This is a genomic window from Marilutibacter maris, assembly GCF_006546735.2.
GTDB lineage: Bacteria > Pseudomonadota > Gammaproteobacteria > Xanthomonadales > Xanthomonadaceae > Marilutibacter > Marilutibacter maris.
On record NZ_VICD02000122.1, the window covers coordinates 1 to 19,545 of the forward strand.

The following is a 19,545-nucleotide window of genomic DNA, read 5'->3' on the forward strand; positions in this document are numbered from 1 at the left end:
GCCGCAGGCACGAATGGGGGTGTGGAAGCGCAACGGCGGGGCCCAAGGTTTGCGCAGCAAACTTTGGGGATTCCCGGGCGCAGCCCGGGGATCGCAACGTGGCGGGATCGCGCGGGCACAAAAAAAACCGGCAGCCGAAGCTGCCGGTTTCGTCCAGCCTGGACCGGAGGGAGAGAGGGTCCCGGTCCGTGCGGAGCGTGCTTACTTGGCGGCCTTGGTCGCGGCCTTGGTGGCCTTCTCGACGTTGGCCTGGGCGGTCTTGGCGGCCGACTCGAACTGGCCCTTGGCCAGCTCGGCGATCGCCTCGTTGGCCTTCAGGGTGCGGCCGATCGCTTCCTGGCCGGTGGTCACGGCGCGCTCGACGTTCTCGCGCGCGACCTGCACGCCCTTCGGCCACAGGCCCTTGAGGCTGTCGAAGTCACGGGCCTCGGTGGCCTCCTCGAAGAACGCGAAGGTCGCGGTGGCGCGCTCCTCGAGCGCGGCCAGTTGCATGCCGAACAGCGCTTCGACGTTTTCCAGGGCCAGGCGGTTGGCCTGGGCGGCGGTGTCCGCGAACTGGCGCGTCGCGGCGACGATCTGCTCGTTGAACTGCGGGTACATGTCGATCTCCTGCACGGGTTCGCCGACGGAATGCCGGTTTGTGCGGTGCAGCATATCGCGCCACTTGTTGCAACGCAACAATACGCGGACGACCGAAAAGTTACGGTTCAGCCGGGAGCCGGGAGCCGGGAGCCGGGAGCCGGGAGCCGGGACGCTCAGCCGCGGTAGCGGCAGCCCGAGGTGCAGGTCTCGTGCACCACCACTTCGCTCAGCAATGGCAGTTCCGGCTTCAGCCGCTCCCAGATCCAGACCGCGAGCCGTTCGCTGGTCGGGTTCTCCAGGCCCTCGATATCGTTCAGATAGTGGTGGTCGAGACGCTCGTAGAGCGGCTTGAAGGCGGTCTTCACGTCGGCGAAGTCCATCACCCAGCCGGCCCGCGGATCGAGTTCGCCGGACAGGTGGATCTCGATCCGGAACGAATGCCCATGCAGGCGCGCGCACTTGTGCCCGTCCGGCACGTTCGGCAGCCGGTGGGCGGCCTCGATGGTGAAGACCTTGAAGATGTCCATGCTGCGGAACCTCGGGCTGGCCGGGCGTGCGCTGCGCAGGTGAGGACGCGACGGGCGCCGGCCCAGAAACGACAGGGCCCGCGGGAGCGCGGGCCGGGATGCTTTCGCCGCGTCGTGGTGCGACCGCGGCGGCGTTCGGCGGCAGGAAACGGGCTCCAACCACTGACCGCATTATGAGAAAGTGGCGATAGCGTGTCCAGGCGGGCGGCGCGACAGGCGCGGGTCTGCGCGGTGCGCGGATGGCGCGCAAGCCGGTGTCCGCCAGGGCACGCGGGCGCATGCACACGGAGATCCGGGACCGCTGGAAATGACCATACCGCTCGATGCTGGATCGGGGCCGCGCGCCGGCGGGGCGTCGCCACGGCGTTACCGCGACCTTCCGGCGACCGAACTGGAGCCGCTGTTGGCGGGCGGCGGTGCGGCGGTGTCCTGGCACGCGGTCGGTTTCGACGGCGAGGCCCCGTTCGCACCGTTCCTGGAGCGTCTGCCGGGCGACATGCGGCGGGTCAGCGGCAAGCGGATCGCCGAGTTCCTGGCCGGCCGTTACTGCGCCGAGCGCGCGCTGGCCGCCGCCGGTGGCGGCAACGGGCAATGGCTGCCGCGCGGCGACGATCGCCTGCCGGTGTGGCCGCCGGGGTGGACCGGCTCGATCAGCCATGCCGACGGGATCGCCGCGGCGGCGGTCGTCGCCAGTACGGCGGGGCGGGTGCTGGGGCTGGATGTGGAACGTTGGGTCGCGCCGGACCAGGCCCTGCAGATCCGGGAGATGATCGCCACGCCGGGCGAGCTGTCGCTGCTGTCGATGCTGCCTCCGGAGCGCGCGCTGACCCTGCTGTTCTCGGCCAAGGAAGCGCTGTTCAAGGCCCTGTACCCGCAGGTGGGGCGCTTCATGGAGTTCTCGGCGGCGCGGGCGGTCGCCGTTGGGGACGGCGAGCTGACGCTGCAACTGAGCGAGCATTGGAGCCAGGCGTGGCCGCAGGGCGTGCTCGTCCCGGTCCGGTTTCTACCGATGGATACGCATGTGTTTACCGCGGTATCGATGGAACTGGCAGCCGTTACGTAGGGGGAGACCATGGCAGGACGGCCGCGGCGGTGACGTGGGAGACATTGGCGCGGTTGCGGGCAGGCGCACTCCCGGCCCCGCGGCGGGCCTGAGCGCCGCGGTCGTGACCGGCGACTAGCGACGCTCGCCGAACTCCAGATAGCTGTTGCCGTGCCAGCGGATCTCCAGCGGCTCGCCGGCATCGTCGATGGATTCTTCCGAGGGCTCCTTGCCGCTTCCCAGATTGAGCTGCCGGTCCGGCTGCTTGACGATACCCAAGGTGACCACGAGGCGACTGCCCGCTGCCAGTTTCCGGCCGACCAGCCTGGTGTCGTCGACCTCAAGCTGATGCCGTGAGTCGGGCCGCAGCGGGCGGCGGTTGCTCCGGTCAGCGCCATAGCTGGCACGCTGCAGCCACCACGCAAGATCGAGGTACTCGCCACGGGCGTTGAGCTCGTAGACGCCAATGGCGATATCGACATCATGCTTGTTGATCGTGAAGTCGAGCACGCCGCCGAACTCTCCTGCCAGCTCGGTGTCCCGCGGCAGCGGCTTGCCGACAAAGATCAGGCCGGTGTGCGAATCTAGCGTCTCGTGAACCACGTTCTCGGATGGAGCCCACGCCGCGTCGCTGCGATCGGTGAAATCGATCCGCTGCAGGACGCTGGCCTTTGGCTGCGGCCGCGGAGAGAGCGCGTGCGTACCCGGCGTCGGCCCCGGTACCAGGTAGAGACGCTGCGACCGGGTGGGCATCTCGTCCAGGGTGGCGGCATGTCGCCAGACGTTCGCGCCCATGACCTGCCAATTGACGCGACCGGCCAGCAACGCCGGCCTGGGCGCTCCCTTGAGCACGTGGTCGAACCACTCGAATCGCAGCGCCTGCAGGTCAATCCGGGCGGATGGGTCGGGTTCGTATCCGTAGACGGTCGATGCCACTCCTCCCTGCATCGCGAAGTGTCCGTAGGGACCAATCAGCAGGGTGTGATTGGCGGCCGGTCGATGTCGCAGGTGCTCGCGAAAGTAGTGCAGGACGCCAATCTGGGCGCCGTCGAAGTAGCCGGTGGTGGCCAGGACAGGGATATCGATGGAGGCATACTCCTCGCCTTGCGGGATCATTGCCTGCCAGTAGCCATCGTAGGCGGGATGGTCCAGCCACCGTTCGAATATCGGGTTCGGTGTCGCATCGAGTTGCGGCATCGCCCGGTAACTGCGGCCGCTCTGATACCACCTGCGGTTCAATGAGCTCCAGCGGTCCTGGTCGTTGTAGGTCGCTTCGTCCAGTGTGCGGTTGCCGGTCACGTAGAACGGCCATGGGTACATGAAGTTGAGGAACACGCCTCCCTCCATGGGTACGTCTATTCCCGGCGCCGTGGTGGCGGAGGTGGCAATCGCCTTCAATGCCTTGGGGCGGTGCTTCAGTGCCGCCCACTGGGTGAATCCGCTGTAGCTGCCTCCGTACATGCCTACCTGGCCGTCGCTCCAGGGCTGCCGGGCGATCCAGTCGATCACCGCGGTGGCATCGGCCCCGTCGTGTTCGTAGGGGACGATGGTGGCCGTGCTGCTTCCCTTGCCGCGGGTGTAGGCGACCGCCGCGGCGTAGCCGTGGGCGGCGGCCTTCTTGGCGTCGTCCCAAGCCCAGTCGTCATTGGCATATATGGTGAACGTCAACAGGGCGGGCAGGGGCGTGTCGTTGCGGGGCCGGACGATCAGGGCGGAAACAGTGGCTCCATCCGGCGTCAGGATCCGGACGTTCCGATCAGTGATGTAGCGACGCCGATCGTCGTCGGCGATCGCCCCCGGGGCGAGATCGTGGAAGGCGTTGTACGCCGTTTTGACCTGCCAGCTGCGAACGAGTGCCAGTGCCTGGTCCGCTCCAAGGCTGGCTTTGCCCGCTGAATCCGCAAGCGCTTTGTCGAAGTCCCCGTCGATCTGTGCGAGGTCGGCGTCGAAGGAAGGCGTTGCCCGCTGTGCAACGGCGTCGCTCAGTGCGCCGAAGCGCTGGTCGAAAGCCGCGCGCCAGGCGTCCGGAAACCCGATGGAACGCGACTCCTCTATAACGCGGGCAAGCGCGTAGATCTCGTACTGAAGGTATATGGGAGGCAGTGACGGGTCGTCGTTGCGCAGTTCGCGGAGCGAGCGAATGGACGCGATGGCGTCGCGATAATGGCCGGCGGCCAGCTGTAGGCGGAACAGGGTGTCGAGATAGCCCAGCCGGTTATCGTCGCGATGCTCGCGGACAAGCTGGTTGGCGATCGTGGGGACCGCCAGGTCGATCGACTCAGGTTCCAGTGCGGTGGGTGTGCGAATGTCGGTCGCGTACCCGGTGCCGGGAATGAAGAGCGACAGGCAGATCAGCATCGCCACGAACTTGCGCATTTCGATCCTTAACTTCCATGTGGATGCGGCAATCACTCACTCTAGCATTGCAGCGCATGCGCGTGACCAGGCCATGACCCGCGCAGTCTGGTGGTGAAAACGGACGAGACCGTGCGCCACCGTGCGGTACCCCGGCCGCTGGAGAAGCATGCCAACTTCGGCTGCGGCCGCTCTCGGTGTCGGCGTGCTGTGGCGGCCTCGGGGCGGTTGCGACGGTCCGGGTTCGCGCCATTCCGGACATCATGGGCTCCCGGACCGCCTGCGCAGGGTAGGGGGATGGCGGTAGCCGGCGTTCTAATCAAATACGCGTTGTTCGAGTGGCGAGAAGCGACCCTCAAGAGCGATCCGATGGCCTGTTTCGCCCCTCGCTGCGGCTGCCCGGGATCGCCCCGGCCGGGGGCCGGGAGGGTGTCGTGACCGTCGGGTGACAGTACATGAATCGTCGTTGAATGCTTAGGGTTGTTGAAGTAGGATCGCTGGCCGGGGCGCGTCACCGCATGGGTGGCGCCTGCAGCTGCTCCCCGCGTGCGACCGCGTCTTCGGGTGCATGCGTTCCGGCGCCAGGCCTGGAGGCAAGGCTTGTCTGGGCTGTAGCGGAGGGGAAGTGCGATTCCGTGCGTCCGCCGTTTCGAGGGGCATGCGCGGCCAGAGTTCGATTGCGGGTGCTTGAGCAGGTTTTGCCCGGACCATTCGGCGCAAGGAAGTTAAGTGGGTTGCCGGATGTGCGTTGTAGCGATTCACATTGCTGGTAACTACTCACAAGGATTGAAGTATGTTCCGCAGGTATCCGTTGGTGTCGCGTTTTCTGGCCTTTGTCGCGGCTCCTCTACTTGCGGTAGGAATTGCAGCCTGGATGCACGGTCGGGACAGCCTTCCGTCCCGTGATCAATCGCAGATCGAGACCGGTGTGCAGGCGCCAGTAGGCCTTCGGCGCGATTCGCACGGCGTCGTCCGTATCCAGGCGAGCAAGGATCGCGACGCATTCTTCGCTCTCGGTTATGCACACGCGCAGGACCGACTGTGGCAGATGGAGCTGCAGCGACGCATCGCGCATGGGCAGCTGTCCGAGATTTTCGGGCGCGATGCGCTGCAGCAGGACGTGTGGATGCGCACGCTGGGCTTGTACCGGGCCGCCGAATCGTCATGGGACGCGCTGGACGGGGAGTCCCGCGACTCGTTGAGTGCATATGCTGCCGGCGTCAATGCCTATCTCTCCGACAATCCGGTGCTGCCGTTGGAGTTCACCTTGTTCGGCGTGGAGCCGAAACCCTGGAGCGAGATCGATTCGCTGGCATGGGCGAAGGTGTTCGCGCTGAACCTCGCCGGCAACATGAAGAACGAGGTCGCCAACTGGGTGGCGGCGCAATACCTGACCCCGGCGCAACTGGCAGACCTTCAGTTGCCGTTGCCCTCGGAGCGGGCGCTCGCCGATCGCGATGCGCCGCCGGGATTGGCGAATCTGCAGGCGCAGGTCGAGCATCGCCTGCGCATCGGCGGTCGCCATGTCGGCAGCAATGCCTGGGCCGTGGCCGGTACTCGCATGCAGAGCGGGCGTGCAGCATTGGCCAACGATACCCACCTGGGCCTGCAGATCCCATCGTTGTGGTACGTGGCCAGCCTGAAGGGCGACCGCCTGGATGTCACCGGCATGACCCTGGTCGGTCTGCCGGTGGTCATCTTCGGCCGAAACGGCCGGATCGCCTGGGGCGGCACCAGCACGATGGCCGACGTGCAGGATCTGTATCTCGAACAGCCCAATCCCCAGGACCCGCACGAGTACGCACGCGGCACGGAGTGGAAGCGGTTCGAGACCCATACCGAGTCGATCGAGGTCAGGGCGGACTTCCCGGCCGCGCTGCGCGGCCCGGCCGCGCCTGTGTCGATCCAGGTGCGGCGCACCGATGTCGGACCGGTCATCAGTGACGTGGTCGGGGCGATCGATCAGCCGGTTGCGCTCAAGTGGACCGCGCTCGAACCGGGCGACACCTCGTACGCATCGTTCCTGCGAGCAAACTACGCGACCGACTGGGATTCGTTTCGCAACGCGTTCGAGTCGTTCGTGGGGCCGGCGCTGAATCTCGTATATATCGACAGCAGGAACAACATCGGCGCCATAGGCGTTGGACGCGTGCCGGTCCGAGGCGGCGACGACGGCCGCATGCCGGTGCCTGCGTGGTCCGGAGAGTTCCACTGGAGCGGTTACGTGCCGTTCGAGCAGTGGCCGCAGCAGTTCAATCCTCCGGATGGAATCATCGTCACCGCCAATGACGGCCCCGCCGGCCCCGACCACGACTACTTCATATCGGCGGACTGGGCGCCTCCTCATCGCGCCCGTCGGATCCGCGCGTTGCTCGAGGCCAGTGAAGGAAAGCTGTCCCTTGACGATTTCCGGTCGATGCAGGGAGACACCGTCGACACCGGTGCAGCCGAGCTGCTTTCGCAGATGCGCGGCGTGTCGGCCGAAGGCGCGAAGCAGGAGCAGGTGTTGGCCCACCTTGCGCAATGGGATGGGAACATGCGGCGCGACAGTGTCGCGGCGACCATCTTCTACGTATGGGCGAGGCACCTTCGCGAGGAGCTGTTCCGCGGCTCCATGAACGGATACTGGAACCGTCCCATGCAGCGCCAGGAGCTGTCGATGCTTTCGGAGAACGTGAGCTATCGTCAACTTGCCAAGGCATTGACCACGTCCTCGACGAACTGGTGCGACGGGGCGGGATCGGCGCGCTGCGCCGAAGCGATGCGACGCTCGCTGGCCGCCGCGATCCGCGAACTCGAGAAGCTGCGGGGCGGAGACGTCGATGAATGGCGCTGGGGCGACGTCCACCAGACCGTGTACCGGCACCTGGGATTCAGCGACTCTGGTTCGCTGGCGGCGCTGTTCGAGCGTCGTATCGTCAATGGGGGGGCGCCGGACACGGTGAATGTCGCCAACGCGCAGTACCGCGAGTCCGAAGGCTACGAGCAATCGTTCGGTCCGGGATTCCGCCAGTTGATCCAATTCGGCGAATCCACCGAACATCGCTACATGAACTCGACCGGGCAGTCGGGCAACCTGCTGAGCCCGCACTACGACGACATGGTGGAACCGTTCCGGGACGTGCGGCTTTTCAGTCTGCCGGAGACGGCGGATTCCGATGGTTGGGAGACGAGGCTGGTGCCGGAGCGCCGTTGACATGGAACTGTTCACGCTGTTTTCAAGCAAGGCACCCAACCGTGTCTTTCTCTCCATCCTGCTGGGCGCGCTCGCGGGTGTCTGCTACGCGCTGTTGATCCCGATCGTCCTGGGAAGCTTCGAGGCAGGGCGCCTGGGGTCGGAAGAGGCGGCCGCCAACTCCGCGTACTTCCTGGGCTACGAGATCAGCAACTATCGATTCGCGATCCTGTTCGCGGCGCTTTGCCTGTTCATCCTTGTGGCGCGCTCGCTCTCGCAGGTCCTGCTTTCCAGGGTCGCGCTGGACGCGACGACCGATCTGCGCATCCGCGCCTATCGCTATATCGTCCGGGCGCCGGTGGCCGAGCTAGAGGCCCTGGGGCCGTCCCGGCTGCTCGCCGCCATCACCACCGACGTCGCGCGCATCGTCAACGGAGCGGTCGTCGTACCGAACGTGCTGGTGGCGTCGGTCACGTTGCTCGGGATGCTGACGTACCTGTTCTTCCTGAACAGCGACGTGTTCTGGTTCGTCATCGCCGCGATCGCGTTTGGCGTGGTGACCTATCAGGTGCCGATGTACATCGGCAACAAGTACTTCGAGCGCGGCCGGGCCAACATTGACGCGCTTCAGGAGGCGATCCGCGGCCTGATCTACGGCGTCAAGGAACTCAAGCTGGGTCAGGAGAAGCGCGAGCGCTACTTCGATGACATCCTGGTTTCCAGCGAACTGGCGGTCAATCGGAACTCCAAGAGCGGAAACACCATCATCACCGTGGCGGCAAGCTATGGCGACCTGCTGAGCTTCTTCGTCATCGGCGTGGTCGCCTACGTCTTCGTCAGCTATCACGCGATCACCACCGCCAGTCTGGTCGGCGTGGTCATGGCGCTGCTGTACATCACCGGGCCGGTCAGCCTGATTCTCAACTCGATCGGCCAGATTGCGATGGCGCGGGTGTCCCTGCGCAACGTCAATCGCATCTTCACCCGGCTCACCCAGGAGCAGGCTTCCGAGGGTCTGGTGCCGCTGCCGGAATGGCGCAGCGTCGTATTCGAGGATGTCTCCTACGATTACGGCCAGGCGGATGGTGGCTTTTCCCTGAAGCCGATGTCGTTCGAAGTCGCTCGTGGGGAGGTGACTTTCATCGTCGGTGGAAACGGCTCCGGAAAGTCGACGTTGAGCAAGCTGATATCGCTGCACTACACCCCCGCAAGCGGCCGCATAAGTTTCGGCGACACCATGGTCGATCTCCAGACCATCAACAGCTGCCGTCAGCTGATAAGCGCGATCTTTACCGACTATTACCTGTTCGATCGTCTACTCGGCGGCCTCGATGAACATACGCAGGAGCAGCTGTCTCGATACCTCGTCGAGCTGGAACTGGACGCAAAGGTCAGCGTCCAGGAGCAGGGGCGCTTCTCGACCACGGCGCTGTCGGATGGACAGCGGAAGCGGCTTGCGCTCCTGGTCGCGTTCCTGGAGGACCGCGACATCTATCTGTTCGACGAATGGGCGGCGGATCAGGACCCCAGATTCAAGGAAGTCTTCTATCACGCGATACTTCCGGCCTTGCGCAAGCGGGACAAGGCCGTCGTCGTCATCAGCCACGACGATCGCTACTTCCATGTCGCCGACAAGGTGCTGGTGATGGAGGACGGCCAGCTGATCCGGGTCGACCGGCCGTTGGCGAGTCCAAGAAGTCCGGCGGATGTCGCCGATCGAATTGCCGTGCACTGAGCAGGAGGCTTCCATGGAAGATGCGCCGTTTCCGCTGACCCTGCCGCAAGGTGGCATTTATCTCGATCAGCTCCGACGGCCGGGCAGCCCCTGCTACAACGTCGGAGGGTATCTCAGGCTGGGCTGCGTCGATCCGGAGCGGGTCGTCTCGGCCCACTCATCGTTGGTGCGGGCCCACGATGTCTTCGGCTTGCGCTTCGTCGCGACAGGCGACGGGTTGCGGCAATACCTGAGCGACACCCGCGATGACGGCCTGCCGCTGGTGGATCTGAGCGATCGCCGCGACCCGGAGGAGGCCGCGGACCGCTGGATCGAGCAGCAGTTCCAGGTGCCGTTCGAGATCGATGAGCGCGAGCTGTTCCGCGCCTGGTTGCTGCGCCTGGGGCCGTCCCGTTACCGATACGTGGGGCTGGCCCATCACCTGATAATGGACGGTTGGGGCTTCTCCAACTGGGCCCGCGAACTGGCCGCGCTCTACGACGGTGAGCACAGTGCGTCGCCGGTTCCCTGGTCGGACATCGCCTCGGACGACGCGGACTACCTAGCTGGCCCGCGCTATCGGGCCGATACCGAGTTCTGGACGGAGCGTTTCAAGCGCAAGAGCACCCCGGTATTCGCCTGGCGGCAGGGTACCGGCGATCGGCGCAGCGAGCGCCACCGGGTCTCGTTGGACGCGGGACGGGTGGGGCTTCTCGAGGACGCGGCGCGCCGGCACGGAGTGAGTCCGGCACATGTCCTGCTGGCGCTGTTCTCACTGTCTGTCGGTGTCGGTGCGGAGCGTCATGAGCTGACCATCGACGTCCCGTTCCACAATCGCCGCTCGGCGCAGCGCCGGCGCATGTTGGGGGTGTTCGTCAACATGGTGCCGCTGCGGGTGGAGGCCAGTGGCGAGCGCAGCTTCGCCGAACTGGTGGAGGGCATCGCGCGCGAGCAGAAGGCGTGCCTGCGCCATCAGCGCTGTCCGTCCAGTCATATGGCTCCGCTGGGACGTGGCAGCGAGGGGCTGTTCGACATAGCGTTCAACTTCCTTGGACTGGAAGGCTCCGTCAGGTTCGAAGGGGCGCCCGCCGAACTGGTGTACGTCAGTCATCGACACGAACAGCGTGCGCTGATGCTCACCTACTGGGCGACCCCCGGGGCCGACGGCGCGGAACTGCAACTGGATTACGGCCTGGCCCACTTCGACGAAGCCGGCGTCCGTCGCCTCGCCGAACGGATTTGCCACCTGATCGACGCGCTTCCGGCGCTGGGCGGATCGCGCCTGGACCAGATCGATCTGTTGCCGGATGCCGAGCGGCGACTGCTGCTGGATGGGTTCGCGGAGATCGACCTTGAGTCGGACCAGGAGGTCTGCCTGCATACCATGGTCGAACGCAGGGCTGAGTCCGACCCGCAGGCCGTTGCGGTGTCCTACGGCGAGGTCGGCATCAGCTATTCCCAGCTCAATGGCGCTGCCAATGCCCTGGCGGAAACGCTGATCGGGCATGGCGTTGGGCCTGAGACGTTGGTAGGCATCCACCTTCCGCGCACGATCGATCTTCCGATCGCGGTGCTGGCGGTGTTGAAGGCCGGCGGCAGCTACGTGCCCCTGGATCAGAATCATCCGCAGGCGCGGCTGCGGGCTCTTATCGCCGATTGCGGCGTGAAGCTGGTGCTGGGCGATCAGGATTCCGAACCGTTCCTTCGCGATTGCGGCGTCACTCCCATCTCCGTCACGAGAAGGGAAGGCTCGAGGACGTCGGCGCCCAATCCGCGCGTAGCCGCACTGAGCGCGCGCAACCGGGCCTACGTCATCTACACGTCGGGGTCGACCGGAAAGCCCAAGGGCGTGGAGATCTGTCATCGCAATGCGGTCGCCCTGGTGCGATGGGCGATGCGTACCTACTCGCGTGAGGATTTGGCGAAGGTGCTGGCCAGCACCGCGTTGAGCTTCGATCTGTCGGTGTTCGAGTTGTTCGCGCCACTTGCCTGCGGCGGTGAGGTGGTTATGGTCAGGGACGCGCTGGAACTGCTCGAGCGAAAGGTGGAGGCGACGCTGATAAACACCGTGCCTTCGGCGATCCGCGTGCTGATCGATCAGCAGCGGATTCCCGCCGGCGTACGGGCGATCAATCTGGCAGGCGAGCCGCTGCCGCAGCGCACGGTCAACGACCTGATCGAGGGCGGGCTGTGCGAGCGGGTCTACAACCTCTACGGCCCTTCGGAGGACACGACCTATTCGACCTGCGCCAGGTTCGACAGCGTGGTAGACACCGCGCCTTCGATCGGTTGCGCCATCGCCGGAACCCGCGCCTACGTACTCGACCGGCACCGGAGACTGGCCCCGTTCGGCGCCAAGGGCGAACTGTATCTGGCCGGCGAAGGGGTGGCCCGCGGGTATCTGGGGCGTCCGGACCTGACCGAGCTCAGGTTCCTGCCCGATCCGTATTCCGGAGACGCGGGGGGGCGCTTGTACCGGACCGGCGACCTGGTGCGATATCGCCGCAATGGCGAACTGGAGTACCTGGGGCGCATCGACGACCAGGTGAAGGTTCGTGGATTCCGCATCGAGTTGGGTGAGGTGCGCGCGGTGCTCGAGAGACATCGGGATGTCTCCTGCGCCTGTGTCATCTGCAAGGAGGACCCGGTCGCCGGCACGCGTCTGGTCGCCTTCGTCGAATACGGGAACACAGCGATCGATCCGATGGCCCTGGCGCTCGAGCTGCGACGCCGCCTGCAGGACGAGTTGCCGTCCTACATGGTGCCGGCGGCGATCGTCCCGCTGGAGAAGATGCCGCAGACTTCCAATGGAAAGGTCGACAAGGCGAGCCTGATGACGTTGGAGGTCGCGGTGGCGGATGCGCCGATGCAGCGCCCGGAGGGGGATACGGAGAAGCGCCTTGCGGCCATCTGGGCCGCGACGCTCGGAATCGAAGTCGCCCGGGTAGGCGCGGACTCGAGCCTGTTCGACCTGGGTGGGGACTCGCTGCTCCTGGTACGCATGGCCAATGAGGTCGAGCAGTCATTCGGCGTTTCGTTGACGCTCCGCGATCTTTTTGCGGTGACGGACCTGCGCGGGATGGCCAGGCGCATCGAGGCGGAGACAAGCGCGAACCAGACGTATCGCTACCTGGAGGCCAGGCTCAGATCCGCCGATGTGCTCAGTGAAGGCGCGCTGTAGTCAAACAATATTGGAATCGGATCCGTTCCGGGGAAGTCGGAGTACATGGACAAGCAGATCGAGAAAAAGCGCTTGCTGCTGGGGTTGAGCCGGAACAGGATGCTGGCGGCCAGCGGCGTCGTCGCCGCACTGCTGGTGCTTGGAGTCAGCGTCGGCAATCGCGCCGGCGGACAGGAGCAGAAGCTGTCCGCCAGGACGCTAACCACGGCGACGGTCCGGGAGGGACGGTTCGACGAGACATTGAGCGTGCGCGGAACGCTCGGATCGCGCATGACCATATATCTGGACACGATCGCCGGCGGCTTCGTCGAGGAAAAGTTCGTCCAGCCGGGCGTTTTCGTCGAGAAGGGGCAGCCGCTGGTGAGATTGGCCAACACCAATCTGCAGCTGGATGTCATCAGCCGAGAGGCGCAGATCGCGGAGCAGATCAACTTCCAGCGCAACAACCAGCTTCTGGCCGAGAACAGTCGCCTGCAGCTTCGCACCGACATCCTCGACAACGAGAACCGGGCCGCTCACATCCGCGACAAGATCGCCAGGCTGAAGCCGCTGGTGGAGCAGGCCCTGGTCGCGAGCCGGGAGATGACCGAGCTGGAAGAGGACCTGCGCTACTACACCGAACGGAACCGGATCGCGCGCGAGCGGCAGCGCCAGGAGGAGGCGATCCGCGCACGCCAGGAAGTGCAGATGCGGGACAGTATCGCCGTCCTGGAGAAGAACCTGGCCGAGTCACGACGCGTGCTGGACCAGTTGACGGTGAAGGCTCCGGAAGCTGGGTTCCTGAGCCAGTTCGACGTCGAGCTCGGCGAGTCCAAGACGCCGGGGACGCGTCTGGGGCAGATTGATGTACCCGGCAGCTATCGGGTCGTCGCGGCGTTGGACGAGTACTACCTCAACCGGGTGTCGATCGGTTTGCCTGCGATCCTGACCATCAACGGAAAGCGTGTGGAAGCGTCGGTAAGCAAGATCGACGGACGCGTGGAGGCCGGCAAGTTCCAGGTCGACGTGGACCTGCCCGAGGAATTCGGAAGCGACGGCGAGATCAAGGTCGGGCAGGGTATCGACATCGACTTCGTGCTCGGCGCCGGCAGCGACAAGGCGCTGATGATTCCGCGCGGCGCATTCCTCACCGACACCGGCGGCAACTGGATATTCGTCCTGGACAAGGACGGAGATGGCGCGGAGCGCCGGTCCATCAAGCTGGGTGAGCGCAACAAGGACGACGTCCAGGTCGTCAGTGGCCTGGAGGCCGGTGAGGTCGTGATCGTTTCAAGCTACAGCGCCTTTGACAAGGCCGACAACCTGATTCTGAACTGAGCCGAGGAACAGCGAGATGATCCAGCTTAAGCAGTTGTCCCGGGTATTCCGGACGGAAGAAGTCGAAACCACCGCGCTAGATCGGATCGACCTGGTGGTCGAGGAGGGCGAGTTCCTCGCCGTAATGGGGCCGTCGGGCTGCGGCAAGTCGACCCTGCTGGCGATCCTCGGCATGCTCGACTCGCCCAGCTCAGGCGACTACAGCTTCGCAGGGGAAAGCATCGGCGGCTACGGCGAGAGCGCGCTTTCACAGCTGCGCAAGCGCTCGATCGGCTTCGTCTTCCAAAGCTTCAACCTCGTCGACGACCTGACCGTTGCCCAGAACGTGGAGCTGCCCCTGCAGTATCAGGGGGTGCCCAAGACCGAGCGGCAGCAGCGCGTCAGCGACATTCTCAAGCGCTTCCAGATCGAGCATCGTGCGGGGCATCTGCCGCAACAGCTCTCCGGCGGTCAGCAGCAGCGCGTTGCCGTCGCGCGGGCGCTGGTACTGAATCCCAAGCTGGTTCTGGCGGACGAGCCGACGGGCAACCTGGATTCCCGTAACGGCGAAGAAGTCATGGGCATGCTTCGCGACCTGAACAAGGCGGGTACCACCGTGGTGATGGTCACCCACTCCGAGCACGATGCCGGCTATGCGAGCCGGGTGGTCCGGATGCTGGATGGCCGGATCGAGTCGGACGCCACGGAAGCGAAGATCCGGGTGGTGAGCTGACATGCTGGCCAGCTACCTGGTAACCGGATTCCGGGCGCTTCTGCGGCAGAAGCTGCACTTTGCGCTGAACGTGATGGGGCTGGCGCTGGGCCTGGCAGCGACGCTGCTGGTGACGGTCTATGTGCAGCGGGAGCTTTCCTTCGACCGCTATCAGCCGAACATCGATTCCACCTATCGAGTCGCACAGATCCACGTCGATGCCGGCGAGCTCAGCGATGCCATGATCGCGACCAGCCTGACCTCGCTGGCGACGCAGCAGGTCGCGCGCCAGCAACCTGAGGTCGCCGACCTGTTCGCACTGTTTCCGATGACCCGGGAGGCGGGTGTCGAGGTCCAGATCGACGGTAACAAGCAGCGTATCCATGATGTGTTCGCGGCGACCACCAATATCAGGGACTTCGTGCATCTCGACATCGTCGGTGGCGATCTGGAGGTCGGGCTTGAGAAGCCGGGTAACATCGCGATATCCCGGGCCGTCGCGATGCGTCTGTTCGGAACATCGGATGCGGTAGGCAGGACGGTCAACTATCCCACCGGAAAGTGGACCGTCACCGCGGTGTTCGATGATCTTCGGGACGACACCCACTACAACTTCGAGGCCTTGGTCTACGCGAATCCGAATCGCGAGCCTGAGCAGTTCTGGGGCTACACGTATGTGCGGCTAGCGGATGGCGCGGACATCGAGGCGATAACGGACCGGATCCGGGAAGGCATCGACGCACGTTCGTTCCAACGCTGGCAGATTGCCCTGATGCCGGCCCGCGACATACATATCCGCTCCGACAACAACGACAAGACGGTCAAGGTCTGCATCGCGATGGCGCTGTTGCTGATCGGCATCGCGGCCTTCAACTTCATCAACATGAGTACCGCGCAGGCGTCGCGGCGTGCCAAGGAGGTAGGGGTACGCAAGGCTCTGGGCGCGAATCGCGTTCAGTTGGTCACACAGTTTCTTGTCGAGTCGATCCTGGTGGCGCTGATCGCGGCTCTGGTGGCGGCCCTGATCGTGCAACTAACCCTGCCCTGGTTCAGCAGGCTGGTGGAGATACCGGTCGAGTCGCTCTCGTTCGGACTGCTCGCGGTCGATCTGATCGTCATCACCCTCGTGCTCGGCGTGTTCGCCGGACTGTACCCGGCGTTCTTCATTTCTTCGTTCAGCGCGAAGCGTGTGCTGAGTGGAGACCTGCAGACCGGAAGGACCGCGATCGTGGTACGCAAGGTGCTGCTGATGGCGCAGGCGATGTTCTCCGTCTGCCTCATCATCGCCTCCATCGTCGTCCTGATGCAGATCAATCATCTCGGGAATCTCCCGGTCGGCTATGCGAAGACCCAGAGACTGGAGGTCCGTGGCCTGGATCCGAACGCGATCTTCGATCCGGGCAACGCGGCGCTCATCGACGCGCTGGAGCGGATAAAGGGCGTGCATGGCGCGACGCCGTTCGACAGGTCGCTGACCGAAGGCGCAGGCTCGGTGATCGACATCATCTATCCCAACTCTCCCGATACCAAGAACGCGGCCGGATTCAGCGCGACCGGATACGAGTTCGTCGATACGGTTGGCTTGCAGCTGGTCGCGGGCCGGGACTTCTCGGTCGACCATCCGTCGGACTGGTATCGCAGGGACGATCAGGGGAACGAGACCGCGGCGATAGTCATCACTGAGTCTATGGCCAGGAGTGCGGGCTACGCCTCGGCACAGGATGCGGTAGGCAAGGTGTTCCGCCTCGGCATCGATGGCCGCTCCAATCCGTTCGACGTCACCGTCGTCGGCGTCGTCAAGGATGTAATCATCGGGTCGGTCAAGGTCAAGACCCACCCGATCTTCTTCATCTGCGGATATTCCTGGGCGCCGGAAAGCACCCTGATCATGCATGTCGACGGGTCGGAGCCGGGGATGCTGCGTGAGCAGGTGCGCTCGACCGTGAAGCAGTTCCTGGGTGTCGAGGATGCGGACATCCGCATGATCGAGGAGAGCTACGGTGCGATCTACCGCTACGAGCGGCGTCAGGCGGAGCTGGTACTGGTGTTCTCGGTCCTGGCCATCTTCCTGACCTGTGTCGGCCTGTTCGGAATTGCTGCGTTCACCACCCAGCAGCGTTATCGCGAGATTGCGATCCGCAAGGTTCTTGGCGCGACGCCCATGAGCCTGGTGAACCTGCTTACCCGTGAGTATCTGCTTCTGGTGGGGATCAGCTCGGTGATCGCGTTTCCGCTGGCTTACTGGCTCACCAGCGACTGGTTGAGCAACTTCAACGAGCGGATCACGCAGCCGCCGCTGGGATATCTGGCCGCGACCGGACTGATCATGGGCGTGGCCTGGCTGACGATCGCCTCGCTGGCTTTCCGCGCCGCGCGGGTCAAGCCTTCGCAGGCGTTGCGGTACGGCTAGCCGCCGGATGGGGGGAGGCCTGCGCACCGAATGGGCGCAGGCGGGGAAAGCATGGAGAAGGATGTATGAGCAAGCTGTATGGAAATCCCTGGTTCCAGGTGCCAAAACCTGTCCCGAATGCCGCGATTCGATTGTTCTGCTTTCCGTATGCCGGTGGCAGTGCGTCGATCTACGACGGCTGGGGGGAGCGTCTTGCCGACGACATCGAAGTCGTGGCCGTTCAGTACCCGGGCAGGGGCAGCCGGTTCCGCGAACCGTTGATCAGCCGTTGCGACAATCTGGTTACGGCGTTGCTGCGTGAAGTGTCACCGCTGGCGGACAAGCCGTTCGCTTTTTTCGGCCACTCAAATGGCGGGCTGGTCAGCTATGAGCTGGCTCGCGCTCTGCAGAGGCACGGGACATCACGACAGGTCCATCATTTCATTTCCGGGCATCGCCCCATTCACCTGGCCCGCAACCATCAGCCGATGCATGACCTTCCGGATGCGGCCTTCATCGATAAGTTGGCCGCGCTGGGAGGAACCCCCAGGGAGTTGCTGGAATCAAGGGAACTGCTCGATCTGTTCTTGCCTGTGCTGCGCGCAGACTTTGCAATCAGCGAGACCTATGCCTTTCCGGGTGGGCCGCTTCTACGAGGCGACATGAGCGTGCTGTACGGTCGCGACGACGTCGACGTGGCGGAGGCCGACGTGATGAGGTGGGCGGAATTGATCGACGGCACGATCGATCTGCAACGATTCGATGGCGGGCACTTCTTCGTCAACAGTTGCAAGCAGCGGGTCATCGACTTCGTCGCAAACCGTTTGCGCAGCCTTCCGGCGCGCTCCATGCGATCACGACAGGTTGCATAGCCTTGACCATGGCTGGGGTGCTGGCCATGGCTAGCCAGTTTCTGCGCGAATGCACACGGGGAATGTCGTGAGTCGATCGATTGAGATCTCAAACCTGGTCCGGGAGGCCGCCGAGCAAGGCGTGTTCCTGAGCGCCGAGGGCGGGGAGTTGCGCTTCAAGCTTGCCGTCGAGGAGTTTCCTCCGGCACTGAGGTCGCGAATTGTCGAGCGCAAGCCCGAGCTTATTGCCTTCCTGCTTGGCATGCAGACACCTGAGTCCCAGTTCAAGCTCCGTCGCGCCGATGGCGCGGATGAGGTCGTCGTCGGATCGCCGGGACAGCATCGCCTGTGGCTTCTGGACAAGCTGGGCGCGGGCGCGAGCTACAACATGCCGGCCGTGTTGCAGGTACGCGGCGAGCTTGACCCGATAGCCGCAGAGCGCGCGTTGCGCTCGATACTCGAACGGCACGAGCCGCTGAGAACCTCGTTCGCCGAAGGCGAGGACGGCCCTGTGTTGCGGTTGCAGGACGGAATCGGAAGCCTGTTTCGCCGCATCGACATGTCCGGAGACGGCGAGGATGCGCTCAGTGCCGCGATCAAGGCCGAGGGACTGCGTGCCTTCGATCTGGAGCGAGGTCCCCTGCTGCGCGCCGTCCACCTGGTGACGGGGCCCGGTCATGGGGTACTCCTGCTGACGCTGCATCACATCGCCGCCGATGGCTGGTCGCTCAAGCTGCTGGCGGAGGAGTTCGCCGGTTTCTATCGTGCCGAGCGCGATGGACGCCCGCACGGACTCGCCGAGCCACAACTGCGCTACAGCGACTACGCTGCGTCGGTGCGGGACTGGTTGGCGACGAGCAGTGCGGAAACGCAGCGCGCCTACTGGCGCAAGCGCCTGGCTGGATTGGCGTCGACCGCGCGCGTGCCCACCGACAGGCAAGTCGGGGACGGCCGGTTGGGGCATGCCGAGCGAGTCGGATTCACGGTGCCGGCGGCTGTCGCGCGCGAGCTTCGGGAGATCGCGAGGATCAACCGATGCAGCGTGTTCATGGTCCTGCACGCGATAGCCACCGTTCTCGTGTCGCGCTATGCGAACAGTGACGATGTGGCGGTCGCGACCACCGTCGCGAACCGACGACACAAGAGCGTGGAGGGTCTGATCGGATTCTTCGTCAATACGCTGGTGCTGCGCACCCGGCCTAGGCATGACCTCGTTTTCGGCGACTACCTCCGCGAAGTGCGCGATGTGCACCTGGACGCGCAGGCCAATCAGGACTTGCCATTCGATCAGGTCATGGCATTGATGGGGCCGGACCGTCGCTCGGCCACGGCACCCTTTCAGCTGATGTTCTCGTACGAGTCCGACGCGCCCGCGGCGCGTGTCGATCTCGGCGATGCCACGCTGTTTCACGTGCAGGAGGCGCCCGGAGAAGCGAAGTTCGAACTTTTGCTGGTGGCGCGGGATAGCGAGGACTCGATCCGTATCGATCTCGACTATGCGACTTCATGCTTTGATGCGCGGACCGCCGCTTCCCTGGTCGGGGGGCTGCAGAGGCTGGTGGTCGCCGTTGCAGGCGATCCGCAGGAACGGTTGCATCGGTTTTCCGTGCTGTCGACCGAGGAGCACGACGGATTGCTGGCGCTCGCCGGCGGGGATCTGCCGTTCGACGCGGAGGCAACCCTGCACGGCCGTTTCGCGCGCCAGGCGGCGCTGACCCCGG

At 64.7% G+C, this 19,545-nt stretch carries 12 protein-coding genes; 9 read left to right on the top strand and 3 right to left on the bottom strand.

Features of this window, described 5'->3' with window-relative positions:
* Positions 1 to 201: 201 nt before the first annotated feature.
* Both FKV24_RS07790 and queD read right to left on the bottom strand, forming a co-directional pair.
* A complete protein-coding gene (locus FKV24_RS07790; RefSeq protein WP_317616523.1) occupies positions 202 to 654 on the bottom strand; it encodes a phasin family protein in 453 nt (150 codons plus the stop codon).
* Between the two features lie 101 nt (positions 655 to 755).
* A complete protein-coding gene (gene queD / locus FKV24_RS07795) occupies positions 756 to 1,109 on the bottom strand; it encodes a 6-carboxytetrahydropterin synthase QueD (protein WP_111267550.1) in 354 nt (117 codons plus the stop codon).
* Positions 1,110 to 1,416: 307 nt separating this feature from the next.
* Here queD and FKV24_RS07800 point away from each other — a divergent pair, with 307 nt between their 5' ends.
* Complete coding sequence (locus FKV24_RS07800) at positions 1,417 to 2,172, top strand: 4'-phosphopantetheinyl transferase family protein (protein WP_141481976.1); 756 nt, start codon at positions 1,417 to 1,419, stop codon at positions 2,170 to 2,172.
* A 114-nt stretch (positions 2,173 to 2,286) separates the two neighbouring features.
* Here FKV24_RS07800 and FKV24_RS07805 read toward each other — a convergent pair whose 3' ends face one another.
* Entirely contained in the window at positions 2,287 to 4,527 is a 2,241-nt protein-coding gene (locus tag FKV24_RS07805; RefSeq protein WP_141481977.1) for a CocE/NonD family hydrolase, read from the bottom strand.
* Positions 4,528 to 5,299: 772 nt separating this feature from the next.
* Here FKV24_RS07805 and FKV24_RS07810 point away from each other — a divergent pair.
* The 8 genes from FKV24_RS07810 to FKV24_RS07845 all read left to right on the top strand — a co-directional run.
* Positions 5,300 to 7,702 carry a penicillin acylase family protein gene (locus FKV24_RS07810; protein WP_141481978.1) on the top strand — a complete coding sequence of 801 codons (2,403 nt, stop codon included), beginning with the start codon at positions 5,300 to 5,302 and terminating at the stop codon, positions 7,700 to 7,702.
* A gap of 1 nt (position 7,703) precedes the next feature.
* Positions 7,704 to 9,416 (top strand): cyclic peptide export ABC transporter, encoded by a 1,713-nt coding sequence (locus tag FKV24_RS07815; RefSeq protein WP_141481979.1) that lies wholly within the window; start codon positions 7,704 to 7,706, stop codon positions 9,414 to 9,416.
* On the top strand, positions 9,388 to 12,576 hold the full coding sequence (locus FKV24_RS07820; RefSeq protein WP_141481980.1) for a non-ribosomal peptide synthetase: 3,189 nt from the start codon (positions 9,388 to 9,390) through the stop codon (positions 12,574 to 12,576). The genes FKV24_RS07815 and FKV24_RS07820 overlap by 29 nt, the downstream gene beginning before the upstream one ends.
* 45 nt (positions 12,577 to 12,621) lie before the next feature.
* Entirely contained in the window at positions 12,622 to 13,893 is a 1,272-nt protein-coding gene (locus FKV24_RS07825) for an efflux RND transporter periplasmic adaptor subunit (protein ID WP_211371818.1), read from the top strand.
* 16 nt (positions 13,894 to 13,909) lie between these two features.
* Complete coding sequence (locus tag FKV24_RS07830; RefSeq protein ID WP_141481981.1) at positions 13,910 to 14,605, top strand: ABC transporter ATP-binding protein; 696 nt, start codon at positions 13,910 to 13,912, stop codon at positions 14,603 to 14,605.
* Position 14,606: 1 nt separating this feature from the next.
* Positions 14,607 to 16,994 carry an FtsX-like permease family protein gene (locus FKV24_RS07835; RefSeq protein WP_141481982.1) on the top strand — a complete coding sequence of 796 codons (2,388 nt, stop codon included), beginning with the start codon at positions 14,607 to 14,609 and terminating at the stop codon, positions 16,992 to 16,994.
* A gap of 65 nt (positions 16,995 to 17,059) precedes the next feature.
* Positions 17,060 to 17,845, top strand: coding sequence for a thioesterase II family protein (locus tag FKV24_RS07840; RefSeq protein WP_141481983.1), 786 nt, complete (start codon positions 17,060 to 17,062; stop codon positions 17,843 to 17,845).
* A 67-nt stretch (positions 17,846 to 17,912) separates the two neighbouring features.
* Positions 17,913 to 19,545, top strand: a 1,633-nt coding sequence (locus FKV24_RS07845; RefSeq protein ID WP_211371819.1) for a condensation domain-containing protein, incomplete at its 3' end; no start/stop codon positions are given.

Coding starts and splice junctions, on each gene's coding strand:
- FKV24_RS07790 (WP_317616523.1), bottom strand. CDS start 654: ATGCTGCACCGCACAAACCGGCATTCCGTCGGCGAACCCGTGCAGGAG.
- queD (WP_111267550.1), bottom strand. CDS start 1,109: ATGGACATCTTCAAGGTCTTCACCATCGAGGCCGCCCACCGGCTGCCG.
- FKV24_RS07800 (WP_141481976.1), top strand. CDS start 1,417: ATGACCATACCGCTCGATGCTGGATCGGGGCCGCGCGCCGGCGGGGCG.
- FKV24_RS07805 (WP_141481977.1), bottom strand. CDS start 4,527: ATGCGCAAGTTCGTGGCGATGCTGATCTGCCTGTCGCTCTTCATTCCC.
- FKV24_RS07810 (WP_141481978.1), top strand. CDS start 5,300: ATGTTCCGCAGGTATCCGTTGGTGTCGCGTTTTCTGGCCTTTGTCGCG.
- FKV24_RS07815 (WP_141481979.1), top strand. CDS start 7,704: ATGGAACTGTTCACGCTGTTTTCAAGCAAGGCACCCAACCGTGTCTTT.
- FKV24_RS07820 (WP_141481980.1), top strand. CDS start 9,388: ATGTCGCCGATCGAATTGCCGTGCACTGAGCAGGAGGCTTCCATGGAA.
- FKV24_RS07825 (WP_211371818.1), top strand. CDS start 12,622: ATGGACAAGCAGATCGAGAAAAAGCGCTTGCTGCTGGGGTTGAGCCGG.
- FKV24_RS07830 (WP_141481981.1), top strand. CDS start 13,910: ATGATCCAGCTTAAGCAGTTGTCCCGGGTATTCCGGACGGAAGAAGTC.
- FKV24_RS07835 (WP_141481982.1), top strand. CDS start 14,607: ATGCTGGCCAGCTACCTGGTAACCGGATTCCGGGCGCTTCTGCGGCAG.
- FKV24_RS07840 (WP_141481983.1), top strand. CDS start 17,060: ATGAGCAAGCTGTATGGAAATCCCTGGTTCCAGGTGCCAAAACCTGTC.